Below are 14,939 nucleotides of genomic sequence, written 5' to 3' on the forward strand. Positions count from 1 at the left end.
ACGACCCTGTCTCGTTGCTCACAGCGGCCCTCCCGGTCCGCGTGGACGCCGGAGCCTCAGCGGCGGGCCATGTACAGGTCGAGGGCGCGGTGGAGCACACGGTTGAGGGGGAAGTCCCACTCGCCGAGGTACTCGACGGCCTCGCCGCCCGCGCCGGCCTTGAAGCGGAGCAGGCCGAGGAGGTGGTTGGACTCCTCGATGGTGTCCGTGATGCCGCGGAAGTCGTAGACGGCGGCGCCCAGTTCGTGGGCGTCGGTCATCATGCGCCACTGGATGGCGTTGTTGGGCTGGACCTCGCGCCTGCGGCTGGTGGAGGCGCCGTAGGAGTACCAGACGTGGGTGCCGACCGTCAGCATCGTGGCCGCGGCGAGGACCTCGCCGTCGTGGTGCGCGAGGTAGAGCCGCATACGGTCCGGGTCCTCGGCGGTCAGGGCGGTCCACATGCGCTGGAAGTAGGGCAGCGGCCGGGGGATGAAGCGGTCGCGCCCGGCGGTCTCCGCGTAGAGCTCGTAGAACGCGGGCAGGTCGTCGTAACCGCCGCGCCCGACCTTCACGCCGGCCTTCTCGGCCTTCTTGATGTTGCGCCGCCACTGCTGGTTGAAACCACGCTGGATCTCCTCCAGCGGCCTGCCGCCGAAGGGGACCTGGAAGACGTAGCGCGGCTGCCCGGCCGCGAACCCGTCCTCGGCGCCCGCCTCGGCCTGCCGCCACCCGCGCTTCCGCAGCCGCTCGGCGACACCGGCGGCGGCCGGTTCGTACGTCGTCGCCTCCGTGTCCCCGAGCCGGCGCGCGGCCGGGTCGGCGATGGCCGCCTTGACGGCGTCGGCGCTCCACCGGCGTACGACGACGGGCGGCCCCATCTTCACCGAGAACGCGCCACGGCCCTTCAGATACGCGAGCATAGGGTCGAGCCAGCGCTCCACGAGATCGGCCGCGTACCAGTCGACGACCGGCCCCTCCGGGAGATAGGCGAGGTACCGCCGCACCTTCGGCAGCGGCCGCAGCAGCACAAGACCGGCCCCGACGAGCCGGCCCTCCCCGTCGAACCACCCGAGGCTCTCCGCCCGCCAGTCCGGCTTCACGTCACCCCAGGACGGCACCTGCATATGGCTGACCGAGGCCCGTGTCGCGACGAACGCCAGGTGCTCTTCACGGGTGATGACCTGCAGGCGGAGCCTCATGCGCGGCACTCCTCGGTGAGGGGGATGGCTGGGAACGTCAGGGTAGTCAGCACATTTCGCCATTCTCGTGCCCACGCCCGTGGCCCGCCCGTCGGCCGGAGTCGTCGAGTGCCTCCGCCAGCACCTCCGCCAGGTGCCTTCCGCCGCGGCCCGTCAGCTGCTCCAGCTGTGTGCGGCAGGAGTAGCCGTCCGCGAGGAGCACCGCGTCGTCGCCGGCCGCCGCCACCGCCGGGAGGAGCTGTTCCTCCGCGCAGGCCACCGACACGTCGTAGTGGCCCTTCCCGAAGCCGAAGTCGCCCGCGAGGCCGCAGCAGCCGCCCACGAGCGAGCCGGTCAGACCCGCCGCCGCGCGCAGCCGGCGGTCGGCCGCGTCGCCGAGGACGGCGTGCTGGTGGCAGTGGGTCTGGCCGACGACGGGGCGGTCCAGCGACGGCGGCGACCAGTCCGGCGCCAGCCGTTCCAGCGCCTCGGCGAACGTCAGCACCGCCGAGGCCAGTCGCGCCGCGCGCGGGTCGTCGTGGAGGAGTTCCGGGAGGTCCGTGCGCAGCGCGGCGGCACAACTCGGTTCGAGGACGACGACGGAGGGGGGCCGCGGGTGGACGTCCGGGTCCAGGAAGGCACCCATCAGGTCGAGTGTGCGGCGCATCACCGCGCGGGCGAGGTCGAGCTGGCCCGTGGAGACGTACGTCAGACCGCAGCAGACCCGGCCCGCGCGGCCCACCGCCCACGGGGCCGGCCCGTCCGACGTGCGGCCCGCGCTCGGCACCCCGGCCGTCGTTCCCGTCGTCCCGGGTGCCCCCGTCGGCCTCTTCTTGCCGCCCTTCCCCTTCTTGTTCCGGCCGCTCCTTCCCGGGCCCCCCAGCTTCCTCATCGCCACCGTCGGCGTCAGCATCACGTCCACGCCGGCCGCCTCCAGCACCCGTACGGCCGCCCGGCCCACCGACGGCGAGAGGTGCTCCGTGAAGGTGTCCGGCCACAGGAGGGCCACCTCCGCGGGGGCGACGGCGCCGTTCCCGTCGACGCCGTTCCCATCAGGGCCGTACCCGTCGGTGCCGTTCCCGGCGGTCCCCGGCACCCCCTCGCGCATCATCCGCCGCACCCGCTCCTTGAAGCGCCGCTGCCACCACCGGCTGAACGTCTCGGGCGCCAGTCGCGGGATCTGCCGCTCCGGTGCGATCCCGGCCAGCCGCTTGGCCACCGCGGCCGGCGGGCGCAGCGAGGACAGCGCGTTGAGCAGCCCGGCGGTCCTGGTCCGGGCGACCAGCGCGAGCCACTCGGGCAGCCGCCCCAGGGCGTAGTGCGCGGCGGGGCGGCGCCGGCCCGCGTAGTGGTGGTGCAGGAACTCCGCCTTGTACGTGGCCATGTCGACGCCGACCGGGCAGTCCGATCGGCACCCCTTGCAGGACAGGCACAGGTCCAGCGCGTCACGGACCTCCGTCGACCGCCAGCCGCCGGTGACCACCTCGCCCGCGAGCATCTCGTGCAGCAGCCGCGCGCGTCCCCGGGTGGAGTGCTCCTCCTCGCCCGTCACCCGGAACGACGGGCACATGACACCCGCGTCGGCGGGCGTCGTCGTACGGCACTTGGCGACCCCCACGCATCGGCGCACCGCGGCGGAGAAGTCCCCGCCGTCCGCCGGATATCCGAACGTCACGTCCACCGGCTCACGCGGCAGCACCGCGAACCGCAGGTTCTCGTCCAGCCGGTGCGGGCGCACCAGCATTCCGGGGTTGAGCAGGCCGTCCGGGTCCCACAGGTCCTTCGCCCGCTCGAAGAGGCCGACCAGTTCGGGACCGTACATGAGGGGCAGCAGCTCGGCCCTTGCCTGCCCGTCGCCGTGCTCGCCGGACAGTGAGCCCCCGTGCGAGACCACCAGTTCCGCCAGTTCCCGCGAGAAGCCGCGGAAGCGCCCGATCCCCTCGCTCGTCAGCAGGTCGAAGTCGATACGGACGTGGATGCAGCCGTCCCCGAAGTGCCCGTACGGCGTCCCGCGCAGCCCGTGAGCCGCCAACAGGCCCCGGAAGTCCCGCAGATACGCGCCGAGCCGGGCCGGCGGCACCGCGCAGTCCTCCCAGCCGGGCCAGGCCTCTCCCCCGTCGCCGGGCATCCGGGTCGCCGTGCCGCTCGCGTCCTCGCGCAGCCGCCACAGGGCACGCTGCCCGGCCGGGTCGGTGACCACGGCGGCGTCGAGGACGTCGGCGGCGCGCAGGACCGCCTCGGCACGCGCGCGGGCCTCCCCCGCGTCGGCGCCGCCCGTCTCGACGAACAGCCAGGCCCCGCCCCGCGGCAGCCCCGCGCCGGGCGGTACGAGGTCCGCGGCCATCCCCTCCACCGTGAGCGGCCCGAGCGGCAGCAGCCCGGCGGCCGCCTCCGCCGCCGCGCTCTCGTCGGCGTACCCGAGCACGGCAAGCGCCGTCGCCCGGGGTGCCTCGACCAGTCCCACGACCGCTTCGGTCAGGATGCCCAGCGTGCCCTCGGAACCGCAGAAGGAGCGGGCGACGTCCGCGCCCCTCTCGGGGAGCAGGGCGTCCAGCGCGTAGCCGGAGATACGGCGCGGCAGATCCGGGAAGCCGGTGCGCAGGCGGGCCAACTCGCCCTCCACCAGGGCGCGGAGGCCGGGCGGGGCACCCTGCCAGTCGCGGCCGAGCGTGCGGGCCTGGGCCCGGCCGGTGAGCACCGACAGCTCGCGCACGCTGTCCGCTGTCGTGCCCCACGCCACCGAGTGCGACCCGCACGCGTTGTTCCCGATCATTCCGCCGAGGGTGCAGCGACCGTGGGTGGAGGGGTCGGGGCCGAAGCGCAGGCCGTGCGGGGCGGCGGCCTCCTGGAGGCGGTCCAGGACGACGCCGGGCTGTACGACGGCGGTGCGGGCCCCGGGGTCCAGCGCGACGATCCGGTTCATGTGCCGGGTGAAGTCGAGGACGACGCCGGTGCCGGTCGCCTGGCCGGCGATCGAGGTGCCGCCGCCGCGCGCGACGACCGGCACCGCGAACGCGCGGCACACGGACAGCACGGCCGCCACGTCGTCGCTGTCGCGCGGGGCCACCACACCGAGCGGGACGCGCCGGTAGTTGGACGCGTCCATGCTGGTCAGCGCACGTGCGGTGGCGTCGAAGGAGATCTCGCCGCGCACCTCCGCGGCGAGCCGTTCACGCAGTGCGGCCCGCAGTTCCCGAAACTCCGCCGGTCCCCGATCGCCAAGATCCGTCATGCCTCCAGGATGGCCCCGGGCGGCGGTTCCGCGCGGTATCCGGGGCGTCCGAATCGCGGTCCGATGACGGGACCGGATCCGGAACCTTCCCAATGCGATCACGAACTCTCATATAGTGACGGCGAATTGAGTATCAGGTGTCGCCTCTCGCCCAGGAAACGACCGAGGACACGGACCGAGGACAGGATTCATGACCGCGCCCAGCCCCTCCGGCGAACGACCCACCCTCCGCGCCACAGCGCCCGCACCCCTGCTCACCGCCGCCCTGGCGGCGCTCGCGGTGGTCGGTGCGGTGGCGACCGCGCCGAACTCCGCCCGGGTGCCTGTCGCCTGGGTCACCGGGACGGCCGCCGTGCTGCTCTGTGTGGCCGTCGCGGTCGCCACCCGCGCCGTACGGTCCGCGCAACTGGCGCGCCGCCGCCTCGACGCCGTGAGCCAGGACGCCGGGCGGCTGCTGCAGGAACGGGCCCGCCAGGCCGAGGAGTTCCACCAGGAGCGGACCCGGCTCGCGGAGGAGTCCGCGCGTGACCGGACCCGGACCGCCGACGCCGAGGCCCGCGAACGCGCGCGCCTCACCGCCGACTTCGAGGCCGAACGGCGGCGGCTCGGCGCCGAGATCGCCGAGGAGCAGCGGAGGTCCGCCGAACTCACCGCGGAGAAGGCGCACCTGGCCCAGCAGGTCCGGCAGGCCACGAGCGACCGCGCCGCCGCGATCTCGGCCACCGCCAACGCGGCCGGCCGTATGCAGGCCCTCTCCACGGCCATGCTCGCCGACCTGCGCGCCATGGAGGAGAAGCACTCCGACGAGGAGGTCCTCGCCGATCTCCTGCACCTCGACCACCGCACCGCGCAGGCCGGCCGTCTCGCCGACTCCGTCGCCGTCCTCGCTGGCGCCCGCTCCGGCCGCCGATGGGCACGGCCCATCGTCATGGAGTCGATCCTGCGCGGCGCCATGGGGCGCATCGGCGGCTACCAGCGGGTGCGCCTGCACTCCTCCAGCGACGCCGCCGTCGCCGGACACGCCGCCGAGGGCGTGATGCACGCGCTCGCCGAACTCCTCGACAACGCGGCGAACTTCTCGCCGCCGACCGCCGAGGTCCATGTGTACGTCGAGGAGGTCCCGGCCGGTGTCATCGTCTCCGTCGAGGACAGCGGCCTCGTCATGGGCGACGTCCAGCTGCGCCGCGCCGAGCGCGCCGTCTCCGGCGACGGCGCCGAACTGGGCGGCCTCACCGGTACCCGGCTCGGCCTCGCGGTGGTCGGCCGGCTCGCCCGCAAGCACGGCCTGAAGGTCTCCTTCCGGCCTTCCGCGCGCGGCGGCACCGGCGTCCTGGTGCTCATCCCCCAGGACCTGCTGTCCCTGCCGTCCGCGCCCGCGCCCGCGCTCCCCAGGCCGCGCCCGCCACGACACCGTCCCCCGCCGCGACCCCCGCCCCCGTACCGGCCGAGGACCGCAATGCCGCGGCCGGGGACCACCCGCGGCCGGTAAGCGCCCCCGGTGTCGTACGCCGCCGCCCGGGCCACCGAGGACCTCGACCCGGACCCGGTCCCCACCCACGACTCCCCCCCGGCACGAGGCCGCCGAGCCCGCCGGCAGCCTGCCCAAGCGCCGCCGCGGCCGCACCCTCGCGCACGCCGAGCGCAGCCGCGCCCGCCTCGCGGACCAGGCCCCCGAACCCGAACCCCGCGTCACCGACTCCAAGGTCACCGCCGCCCGGTTCAGCAGCTTCCGCCAGGCCGTCCGCGGCACGGCACCGGACCAGGCCGCGGTCCAGGGGACCGTGCCCGAGGACTCCGTACGCGCCCCGGCGTACACCCCCGAGAACGCCGTACGCGACGAAGCAGCCGTACGGGACCCCCACCCCCGCACCCGGAAGGCGACACCACTTCATGACCGGCACCACCACCGCCGACGAGAAGCTCTCCTGGCTCATCGAGGGCCTCCTCGAGCGCACCCCGGGCGCCCGGCACGCCCTCGTGCTCTCCCGCGACGGCCTGAAGCTGTGCCGCACCCCGGAGCTCACCGTCGACCGGGCGGACCAGCTCGCCGCGATCGCCGCCGGCATCCAGTCGCTGTCCCACGGCGCGTCCGTGGAGTTCGGCGACGGCAGCGGCGGTGTGCGCTCGGCGATGACCGAGTTCTACGGCGGGGTCCTGTTCATCGTGGAGGCCGGTGACGGCGCCCATCTCGCCGTGGTCACCGCCGAGGACGCGGACGCCGGCCTGGTCGGGCACAACATGAGCGAGCTGGTGGAGCAACTCGGCGAACACCTGAGCGCGCAGCCCCGGACGTCATGAGCCGTCCGGGCAGGGACGACGCGCCCGACCGGCTGTACACCCTCACCGGAGGACGCAGCCGTTCCGGGCCGGACACCCCGTTCGACCTCGTGACGCTCGTGGTCGCCGAGTGCGACCCGGTGCTGGGCATGCAGTCGGAGCACGCCGCGATCCTGCGGCTGTGCGAGCGGCCGACGGCGGTCGTGGAGATCGCCGCCGTGCTGAAACTGCCGGTGTCCATCACCCGGGTCCTGCTCTCCGACCTGCTCGCCGCGGGCCGGGTCAGCGCCCGCCACCCGCAGAAGGCAGCACTACCCGATCCCGACATCCTGGAGCAGGTGCTCGTTGGACTACGCAACCTCTGACGCGAGGACCCCGCTGGGCGCCACCGCCGACAACGGTCTGAAGATCGTGGTCGTCGGCGGTTTCGGCGTCGGCAAGACGACCCTGGTCCGCTCCGTGAGCGAGATCCGTCCCCTCAACACCGAGGAGACGATGACCCGGGCCGGTGAGGCGATCGACGACATCAGCGAGGTCCGCGGCAAGTCCGCGACCACCGTCGCCTTCGACTTCGGCCGCATCACGCTCGACGCCCACAACGTGCTGTACCTGTTCGGCGCGCCCGGCCAGGAACGCTTCTGGTTCCTGTGGGACCGCCTCTTCTCCGGCACCCTCGGCGCGGTCGTCCTCGTCGACACCCGCCGCATCGACGACTCCTGGTACGCGATCGACCGCCTGGAGCACCACGGCACGCCGTTCATCGTCGCCTGCAACGACTTCGGCGGCCCGGGACACACCCCCGCCGAGATCCGCGAGGCCCTCGACCTCGACCCGCACGTCCCGCTCATCGACTGCGACGCCCGCTCGCGGGAGTCCAGCAAACGGGTGCTGATCACCCTGGTCGAACACCTGAAGACCGTGTACGCCGCCGCGGCCGAGGCCACCGCCCCGGCCACCCCGGCCACCGAAGAAGTCACCAAGTCCCCGGAGTTGGCCCTGTGACCTCCGCCCCCGTGCCCCTCAGCGGGCCCCGGTTCCAGACCGAACCGGCCGAGCTGTACCGGGAGATGCGGCGCGACCACGGTTCGGTGGCGTCCGTCGTGCTGGACGGCGACATCCCGGCGTGGCTGGTGCTCGGCTACCGCGAACTGCACCAGGTCACCGGCGATCCCGTGCTGTTCAGCCGGGACTCCGACCTGTGGAACCAGTGGGACCGCATCCCCGACGACTGGCCGCTGCTGCCGATGATCGGCCGCAAGCAGCCCTCCATCCTCTACACCGTCGGCGAACGCCACCGTGAGCGCGCCGCGATGATCAGCGACGCACTGGAGGCCGTCGACCCCTTCGAACTGCGCACCCACGCCGAGCGGTTCGCCGACGAACTCATCGACGCGGCCTGCGCCAAGGGCGAGATCGACCTCGTCGGGGACTACGCGGCACTGCTGCCCGTACGGGTCCTCGCGACGCTCTACGGCTTCTCCGAGGAACAGGGCCCCGGCCTGGTCACCGCCCTCAACGACATGATCAACGGGCGGGAGGGGGCACTCGCCGGACAGCAGCACCTCGCCGGTTCCATGGCGCGGCTGCTGGCCGACCGCAAGGCCGACCCCGCGAGCGACGTCGTCTCCCGGATGCTCGCCGACACCTCCGGCTTCACCGACGAGGAGATCATCCAGGACCTGATGGTCATGATGGCCGCGGGCCACCAGCCCACCGCGGACTGGATCGGCAACTCGCTGCGCCTGATGCTCACGGACGACCGCTTCGCCGCCTCCCTCTTCGGCGGCCGCAACAGCGTCGCGGAGGCCATGAACGAGGTCCTCTGGGAGGACACCCCCACCCAGAACGTCGCCGGCCGCTGGGCCTCCCGCGACACCCAGCTCGGCGGCCACCGCGTCCGCGCCGGCGACCTGCTGCTGCTCGGCCTCCAGGGCGCCAACTCCGACCCGCAGGTCCGCACCGACGGCTCCGCCCTCACCGGCGGCAACAACGCCCACTTCTCCTTCGGCCACGGCGAGCACCGCTGCCCGTTCCCGGCCCAGGAGGTCGCCGAGGTCATCGCGCGCACGGGCATCGAGGTCGTACTGGACCGGCTGCCCGACATCGACCTGACGGTACCCGCCGACTCCCTCACCCGCCGGCCCTCACCCTGGCTGCGCGGCCTCACCGAACTCCCGGTGCGCTTCACCCCCGTACCCGCACTGTGAGACTCCACCGCGCCCGGCCGGCCCGCGTGTCCGGCCGGGGTCCACGGGGGCCTCGGCGGCATACGCCGTCGCCACCGCCCCCGCGACGACGCGGCAACCCCACCCCGGCTCCTGGAGGCATCCCCGCATGACCGCACGTATCGCCCTCGACCCGTTCGTGTCCGACCTCGACGGCGAGAGCGCCCGGCTGCGCGAAGCCGGTCCGCTGGCCGCCGTGGAACTGCCCGGCGGCGTACCCGTCTGGGCGGTCACCCGCCACGCGGAGGCCCGCGCGCTGCTCACGGACCCCCGGCTGGTGAAGGACATCAACGTGTGGGGCGCCTGGCAGCGCGGCGAGATAGCCCCCGACTGGCCGCTGATCGGCCTCGCCAACCCCGGTCGCTCCATGCTGACGGTCGACGGCGCGGACCACCGCAGGATGCGCACACTGGTGGCGCAGGCGCTGACGCCCCGCCGGGTGGAGCAGATGCGGGAGCGGATCACCAAGCTGACGCAGGGGCTGCTCGACCAGCTCTCCGCGGACGCCGGTGTCGTCGACCTGAAGGCCGACTTCGCCTACCCGCTGCCCATGTACGTCGTCGCCGACCTCATGGGCATCGAGGAGTCCCGGCTGCCCCGTCTCAAGGAGCTCTTCGAGAAGTTCTTCTCGACGCAGACCCCGCCGGCCGAGGTCCTCGCCACGCTCACCGAGCTGGCCGGGATCATGGCCGACACCGTCGCGGCCAAACGCGCCGAGCCCGGCGACGACCTGACCAGCGCCCTGATCCTCGCCTCCGAGAACGGCGACCACCTCACGGACGAGGAGATCGTCTCCACCCTCCAGCTGATGGTGGCGGCGGGACACGAGACCACGATCTCCCTCATCGTCAACGCGGTGGTCAACCTGTCCGCCCATCCGGAGCAGCGCGCGCTCGTCCTTTCCGGTGAGGCGGACTGGCCGGCCGTGGTGGAGGAGACACTGCGCCACTCCACCCCCACCTCGCACGTCCTGATCCGCTTCGCGACGGAGGACGTGCCGGTCGGCGACAAGGTCATCCCCGCGGGTGACGCGCTGATCGTGTCGTACGGCGCGATCGGGCGGGACGAGAACGCCCACGGCCCGACGGCCGGGGACTTCGACATCACCCGCACCACGGCGAACCGCCACATCTCGTTCGGCCACGGCCCGCACGTCTGCCCGGGTGCGGCCCTGTCCCGGCTGGAGGCGGGCGTCGCGCTGCCGGCGCTGTACGAGCGCTTCCCCGCCCTCGACCTGGCGGTCCCCGTCGCGGAGTTGCGCAACAAGCCCGTGGTCACCCAGAACGACCTGTACGAACTGCCGGTCCGGCTGGCCCCGTAGCTCTCCCGCCGCCCTCCTCGTGGCTCTCCACGGGCGTGGGCTCGGCGCCGTGATCCATCGGCAGCCACGGGCCGGCCGGGTCGTCTCATCGAACGGACACGCTTCCGTCCGGTTTCACCGAAGAGATACCCTCCGGCTCGTGGCTGACATCCAGATCCCCGCTGACATCAAGCCCGCCGACGGACGCTTCGGCGCCGGCCCCTCCAAGGTGCGGACGGAGGCACTGGACGCGCTGGCGGCGACCGGCAGTTCTCTGCTCGGTACGTCCCACCGCCAGGCGCCGGTCAAGAACCTGGTCGGGAGGGTCCGGGAGGGTGTGCGCGAACTGTTCTCGCTGCCCGACGGGTACGAGGTCGTCCTCGGCAATGGCGGCTCCACCGCGTTCTGGGACGTGGCGACCCACGGCCTGATCGAGAACAAGTCGCAGCACCTCAACTTCGGTGAGTTCAGCTCCAAGTTCGCCAAGGCCGCCAAGCTCGCCCCGTGGCTCGCCGAACCCACCGTGATCGTGTCCGACCCGGGCACCCACCCCGAGCCCTCGGCCGAGGCCGGCGTCGACGTGTACGCCTTCACCCACAACGAGACCTCCACCGGTGTCGCCGCCCCCGTCAGGCGGGTCGCGGGCGCCGACGAGGGCTCCCTCGTCCTCGTGGACGCCACCTCCGGCGCCGGCGGCCTGCCGGTCGACATCGCCGAGACGGACGTCTACTACTTCGCCCCGCAGAAGTCCTTCGCCTCCGACGGCGGCCTGTGGATCGGGGTCTTCTCCCCCGCCGCCATCGAGCGCGCCGAGCGCGTCCACGCGTCGGGCCGCCATGTGCCGGAGTTCTTCTCGCTCCCCACGGCGATCGACAACTCCCGCAAGAACCAGACGTACAACACCCCGGCCCTCGCCACCCTCTTCCTGCTCAACGAGCAGCTGGAGTGGATCAACGGGCAGGGCGGCCTGGCCTGGTCCACGGCCCGCACCAAGGACTCCTCGACCCGGCTGTACACCTGGGCCGAGGACTCCAAGTACGCCACCCCGTTCGTCACCGACGCGGCCAAGCGCTCGCAGGTCATCGGCACGATCGACTTCGACGACGAGATCGACGCCGCCGCCGTCGCCAAGGTCCTGCGCGCCAACGGCATCGTCGACACCGAGCCCTACCGCAAGCTCGGCCGCAACCAGCTGCGCGTCGCGATGTTCCCGGCGATCGACCCGGCGGACGTCGAGGCGCTGACGAAGTGCGTCGACCACGTCATCGAGAAGCTCTGACCTCAGCCGTACACGGAAGGGGCGCCCGGCACTCGCCGGGCGCCCCTTCCTCCTGTCGTCTCCCGACGCCGCGCGCGTCACCGCCGGCGCTCGCCCGAACCAGAAGCCCGCACGGCTCCCGGCTCCCTAGGACTTGCGCCGCAGCCGCCTCACCCCGAGGACCACCACCAGCACAGCACCCACCGCCAGCGCCCCCTTGGCCCCGGCACCCAGTCCACCGCCCCCGTCACCGCCCGCCGACGACGAACCACCGTTCTTCGAAGGGGACTTGGAGTCGGAGCCGCCCCCGGGAACCGAACCGGGCTGCACCGGGCTGTCCTTGCCCTCGCTCCCGTACATCAGCTCGGACCCGTCGGGCGTGTACGTGACGGACTCGCCCTGTCCCTGCAGCGGAACGTTCAGCCGCCCCTGCCGCTTGGGCTTCCCGTCGTTCCAGGTGTACACGATCCCGCCGAAGTACCCGCGCAGCGCCAGCTGTTCGCCGTTCGGCGAGAAGGCCCCGTCGGTGACCCAGAGGTCGATGGTGGCGACCCTGCGGAACACGTTCGTGCCGGAGGGGGAGAGCTGTGCGGGGCCCTCGTACAGGTGGCCGCCGTCCTCGTTCTTGTCGGCGATGTAGACCCGCCCGGTCTTCGGATGCACCATCAGCGCCTCCGCGTTGCGGGGCCCGTCCGCGTACTTCACGACGTACTGGGTGGCCCGGATCGTCTGGTCCTTGAGCACCTTCGGCTCGGGCAGCTTGTAGATCCAGACGTGGTTCCAGGTGCCGCCGAGGTTGTCGCCGATGTCACCGACGTAGAGATCGCCATCCGGACCGAGCGAGATGGCCTCGACGTCGCGGGGGGCGCCGACCCCGCTCATCGTGACGGTGGCGACCGTCTCGCCGGTCTTGCTGTCGACGGCGTAGAGGTACGGCCCGTCGTCGCTGTCGTTGTGCGTCCAGTAGATGCCGGGGTGCAGACGCGAGGCGGCGAGTCCGCTGGACTCGGTGATCCGGGGGTCCTTGATCGTGAACCCGCCGTCCCCGCTGTCGGCGACGGCGGGCGCCGACAGCGCGACGACGAGGGCGGCTCCGGCGGCCACCCGGGCGGCGGCTGCGGCAAGGTACGAGGGCGATCGGCGCATGGCCCAAGCCTGCCATCTCGAACGGACTTTCAGTTCGATCTACGCCACCGGCCGGCCCCGCATCGCGTCCGCGAGGCGTGTCCAGCCTCACATCCCCCGCGGTCATGCCCTCCGTACCGATCGTCCATGATGAGCGGATGCTCAGGTTCATGCCCGTCGGCGACTCCCAGACGATCGGGAGCGCGGGGGAACACACGTGGCGTTACCGGATGTGGCAGCACCTGCGCGCGACGTACGGGGGCCCGTTCCGGATCGTCGGCCCGCGCGAGACGCTGTACGACAAGGCGACCGAGTCCCCCGACTCGTACGAGTACGCGGAACCGGACTTCCCGCAGGCCCATCTCGCCGGCTGGGGCGAGGGCTGGATCCACATGGTCCCGCTGATCCGGGACGCGGTCCGCGTGCACCGCGCCGACGTGCTCCTGGTCTCCCTCGGCCTGATCGACCTGGGTTTCTACACGAACGCGGAGCAGACGGCCGAGAACGTCCGCGCCTTCGTCGCCGAGGCCCGCGCGGCGAACCCGCGGATCCGGATAGCCGTCCTGCCGGTGATACCGAACGTCCGCGCGCAGTCCGACGCGCCCTTCGCCGCCGCGGTGGCCTCCTTCAACGACTTCCTCGCGAAGGCGGTCGCCGACCTCGACGAGCCCCGCTCCCCCCTGCTGCTCGTCTCCCCGCCCCTCGGGTACGACATCCACCTCGACACCTACGACGGCACCCACCCGAACGAGAGCGGCGAACACCGGATCACGGAGGCCTTCGCCGAGGCGATGTACCAGGCCTGGGACCTCGGGGAACCGTACGCGGCCGAAAGCGCCTGACCGAATCCCGGCGCACCAGGATCGTCGTACGTATCGTTGAACCGCGTGGCTGCGCTCGACCGGGTCGCGGCCGGGGAGGAGTGCCACGACCACCCTCCTCGGCCTCACCATCAAGACGGACGACTTCCCCCGGGACTAGGGCGTGTTGCGGCGTTCCACTCTTGCCTAGAGCGCACTCCACGCCGTTGGGTGGGGAGTCATGAAGTACACGCAGCTCGGACGCACGGGACTCAAGGTCAGCCGACTCGTCCTCGGCACCATGAACTTCGGTCCGCAGACCGACGAGGCCGACAGCCACGCGATCATGGACGCGGCACTGGCCTCAGGGATCAACTACTTCGACACCGCGAACGTGTACGGCTGGGGCGAGAACAAGGGCCGTACGGAAGAGATCATCGGGAACTGGTTCGCCCAGGGCGGCGAGCGGCGCGACAAGGTCGTGCTCGCCACCAAGGTGTACGGCAACATGGCCGCCGAAGGCGACGCCTGGCCCAACCACGACAAGCTCTCCGCGGTCAACATCCGGCGGGCGGTCGACGCCAGCCTCAAGCGGCTCAAGACCGACTACATCGACGTCTACCAGTTCCACCACGTCGACCGCCGCACCCCCTTCGAGGAGATCTGGCAGGCGATCGACGTCCTGGTCCAGCAGGGCAAGATCCTCTACGTCGGCTCCAGCAACTTCCCCGGCTACAAGATCGCCCAGGCCAACGAGATCGCCGCCCGCCGCGGCGGCACCATCGGCCTCGTCAGCGAACAGTGCCTCTACAACCTGGCCGAGCGACGCGCCGAGATGGAGGTCATCCCGGCCGCTCAGGAGTACGGGCTCGGGGTCATCCCCTGGTCCCCGCTGCACGGCGGACTGCTCGGCGGGGTCATCCGCAAGGAGGCGGAGGGCGGCCGCAGGGCGGGCGGCCGGGCCGCCGAGTCGCTGGCCAACACCGCCATCCGCGCGCAGATCCAGTCGTACGAGGACCTGCTCGACAAGCACGGGATCGAACCCGGCGAGGCGGCACTGGCCTGGCTGCTGACCCGGCCCGGCGTCACCGGCCCCATCGTCGGCCCGCGCACCGCGCAGCAGCTCGACTCCGCCCTGCGCGCCGTCGAACTGGAGCTGTCGCAGGAGCTCCTCTCCGCGCTGGACGAGATCTTCCCGGGCCCGGGTCCATCCCCGGAGGCCTTCGCCTGGTAGCACGCCTGCGCAGGGGGTCGTCAGGGGTGCGGGAACCACGCGGCCGGTCCCACGCGGACAGGGCCCGCGGTTCCCGCGCCACCCGGCGGGGTCGGGCCGTCCGCGACGCTCCCGGAGGCTCGCGGCTCTTCCCGCGCCTTCACGGCCCTCCCGGCGCCTGTGCGGCGGAGCGCGCCGAGCGCGGACGGGCCGAGCGCGGACGGGCCGAGCGCGGGCGGGCCGCCGCTACTTGACCGCCGCCGCCAGCGCCACCACGACGAACATCAGTACGAGCACACCGGCCATGATTTGGTTTCGGGTCTTGGGATTCACGTCATTGAGGTTAACC

The 14,939-nt window shown here is 72.6% G+C and carries 12 protein-coding genes; 9 read left to right on the forward strand and 3 right to left on the reverse strand.

Annotated elements, in window-relative coordinates:
• Positions 1–56: 56 nt before the first annotated feature.
• Both HEP85_RS18225 and HEP85_RS18230 read right to left on the reverse strand, forming a co-directional pair.
• Complete coding sequence (locus HEP85_RS18225; RefSeq protein ID WP_168528685.1) at positions 57–1,181, reverse strand: peptidoglycan bridge formation glycyltransferase FemA/FemB family protein; 1,125 nt, start codon at positions 1,179–1,181, stop codon at positions 57–59.
• Positions 1,182–1,227: 46 nt separating this feature from the next.
• Positions 1,228–4,392, reverse strand: coding sequence for an FAD-binding and (Fe-S)-binding domain-containing protein (locus tag HEP85_RS18230; RefSeq protein WP_168528686.1), 3,165 nt, complete (start codon positions 4,390–4,392; stop codon positions 1,228–1,230).
• A 190-nt stretch (positions 4,393–4,582) separates the two neighbouring features.
• Between HEP85_RS18230 and HEP85_RS18235 the strand changes: the two genes are divergently transcribed.
• The 7 genes from HEP85_RS18235 to serC all read left to right on the forward strand — a co-directional run bounded on the left by HEP85_RS18235 (position 4,583) and on the right by serC (position 11,473).
• Positions 4,583–5,881 (forward strand): sensor histidine kinase, encoded by a 1,299-nt coding sequence (locus HEP85_RS18235; RefSeq protein ID WP_369657755.1) that lies wholly within the window; start codon positions 4,583–4,585, stop codon positions 5,879–5,881.
• Between the two features lie 401 nt (positions 5,882–6,282).
• Positions 6,283–6,690 carry a roadblock/LC7 domain-containing protein gene (locus tag HEP85_RS18240; RefSeq protein WP_148008979.1) on the forward strand — a complete coding sequence of 136 codons (408 nt, stop codon included), beginning with the start codon at positions 6,283–6,285 and terminating at the stop codon, positions 6,688–6,690.
• Positions 6,687–7,034: a DUF742 domain-containing protein gene (locus tag HEP85_RS18245; RefSeq protein WP_148008980.1), complete on the forward strand. Its 348-nt coding sequence runs from the start codon at positions 6,687–6,689 to the stop codon at positions 7,032–7,034. The genes HEP85_RS18240 and HEP85_RS18245 overlap by 4 nt, the downstream gene beginning before the upstream one ends.
• Positions 7,015–7,671, forward strand: coding sequence for an ATP/GTP-binding protein (locus tag HEP85_RS18250; protein WP_168528687.1), 657 nt, complete (start codon positions 7,015–7,017; stop codon positions 7,669–7,671). The genes HEP85_RS18245 and HEP85_RS18250 overlap by 20 nt, the downstream gene beginning before the upstream one ends.
• Positions 7,668–8,876 carry a cytochrome P450 gene (locus HEP85_RS18255; RefSeq protein WP_369657756.1) on the forward strand — a complete coding sequence of 403 codons (1,209 nt, stop codon included), beginning with the start codon at positions 7,668–7,670 and terminating at the stop codon, positions 8,874–8,876. The genes HEP85_RS18250 and HEP85_RS18255 overlap by 4 nt, the downstream gene beginning before the upstream one ends.
• A gap of 127 nt (positions 8,877–9,003) precedes the next feature.
• Positions 9,004–10,215 (forward strand): cytochrome P450, encoded by a 1,212-nt coding sequence (locus HEP85_RS18260; RefSeq protein WP_168528688.1) that lies wholly within the window; start codon positions 9,004–9,006, stop codon positions 10,213–10,215.
• 139 nt (positions 10,216–10,354) lie between these two features.
• A complete protein-coding gene (gene serC, locus HEP85_RS18265) occupies positions 10,355–11,473 on the forward strand; it encodes a phosphoserine transaminase (protein WP_168528689.1) in 1,119 nt (372 codons plus the stop codon).
• Between the two features lie 126 nt (positions 11,474–11,599).
• Here serC and HEP85_RS18270 read toward each other — a convergent pair whose 3' ends face one another.
• A complete protein-coding gene (locus HEP85_RS18270) occupies positions 11,600–12,598 on the reverse strand; it encodes a WD40 repeat domain-containing protein (RefSeq protein WP_168524949.1) in 999 nt (332 codons plus the stop codon).
• A gap of 137 nt (positions 12,599–12,735) precedes the next feature.
• Here HEP85_RS18270 and HEP85_RS18275 point away from each other — a divergent pair, with 137 nt between their 5' ends.
• Both HEP85_RS18275 and HEP85_RS18280 read left to right on the forward strand, forming a co-directional pair.
• A complete protein-coding gene (locus HEP85_RS18275; protein ID WP_168528690.1) occupies positions 12,736–13,419 on the forward strand; it encodes an SGNH/GDSL hydrolase family protein in 684 nt (227 codons plus the stop codon).
• A 199-nt stretch (positions 13,420–13,618) separates the two neighbouring features.
• Positions 13,619–14,611: an aldo/keto reductase gene (locus tag HEP85_RS18280; RefSeq protein WP_168528691.1), complete on the forward strand. Its 993-nt coding sequence runs from the start codon at positions 13,619–13,621 to the stop codon at positions 14,609–14,611.
• Positions 14,612–14,939: the final 328 nt, after the last annotated feature.

The organism is Streptomyces sp. RPA4-2, assembly GCF_012273515.2.
In the GTDB taxonomy this organism is placed as follows: Bacteria; Actinomycetota; Actinomycetes; order Streptomycetales; family Streptomycetaceae; genus Streptomyces; species Streptomyces kaempferi.

Bases quoted from the DNA above. Each gene is read 5' to 3' on its own strand.
- HEP85_RS18225 (WP_168528685.1), bottom strand. From the start codon at position 1,181: ATGAGGCTCCGCCTGCAGGTCATCACCCGTGAAGAGCACCTGGCGTTC.
- HEP85_RS18240 (WP_148008979.1), top strand. From the start codon at position 6,283: ATGACCGGCACCACCACCGCCGACGAGAAGCTCTCCTGGCTCATCGAG.
- HEP85_RS18280 (WP_168528691.1), top strand. From the start codon at position 13,619: ATGAAGTACACGCAGCTCGGACGCACGGGACTCAAGGTCAGCCGACTC.
- HEP85_RS18275 (WP_168528690.1), top strand. From the start codon at position 12,736: ATGCTCAGGTTCATGCCCGTCGGCGACTCCCAGACGATCGGGAGCGCG.
- HEP85_RS18245 (WP_148008980.1), top strand. From the start codon at position 6,687: ATGAGCCGTCCGGGCAGGGACGACGCGCCCGACCGGCTGTACACCCTC.
- HEP85_RS18230 (WP_168528686.1), bottom strand. From the start codon at position 4,392: ATGACGGATCTTGGCGATCGGGGACCGGCGGAGTTTCGGGAACTGCGG.
- HEP85_RS18235 (WP_369657755.1), top strand. From the start codon at position 4,583: ATGACCGCGCCCAGCCCCTCCGGCGAACGACCCACCCTCCGCGCCACA.
- HEP85_RS18260 (WP_168528688.1), top strand. From the start codon at position 9,004: ATGACCGCACGTATCGCCCTCGACCCGTTCGTGTCCGACCTCGACGGC.
- HEP85_RS18270 (WP_168524949.1), bottom strand. From the start codon at position 12,598: ATGCGCCGATCGCCCTCGTACCTTGCCGCAGCCGCCGCCCGGGTGGCC.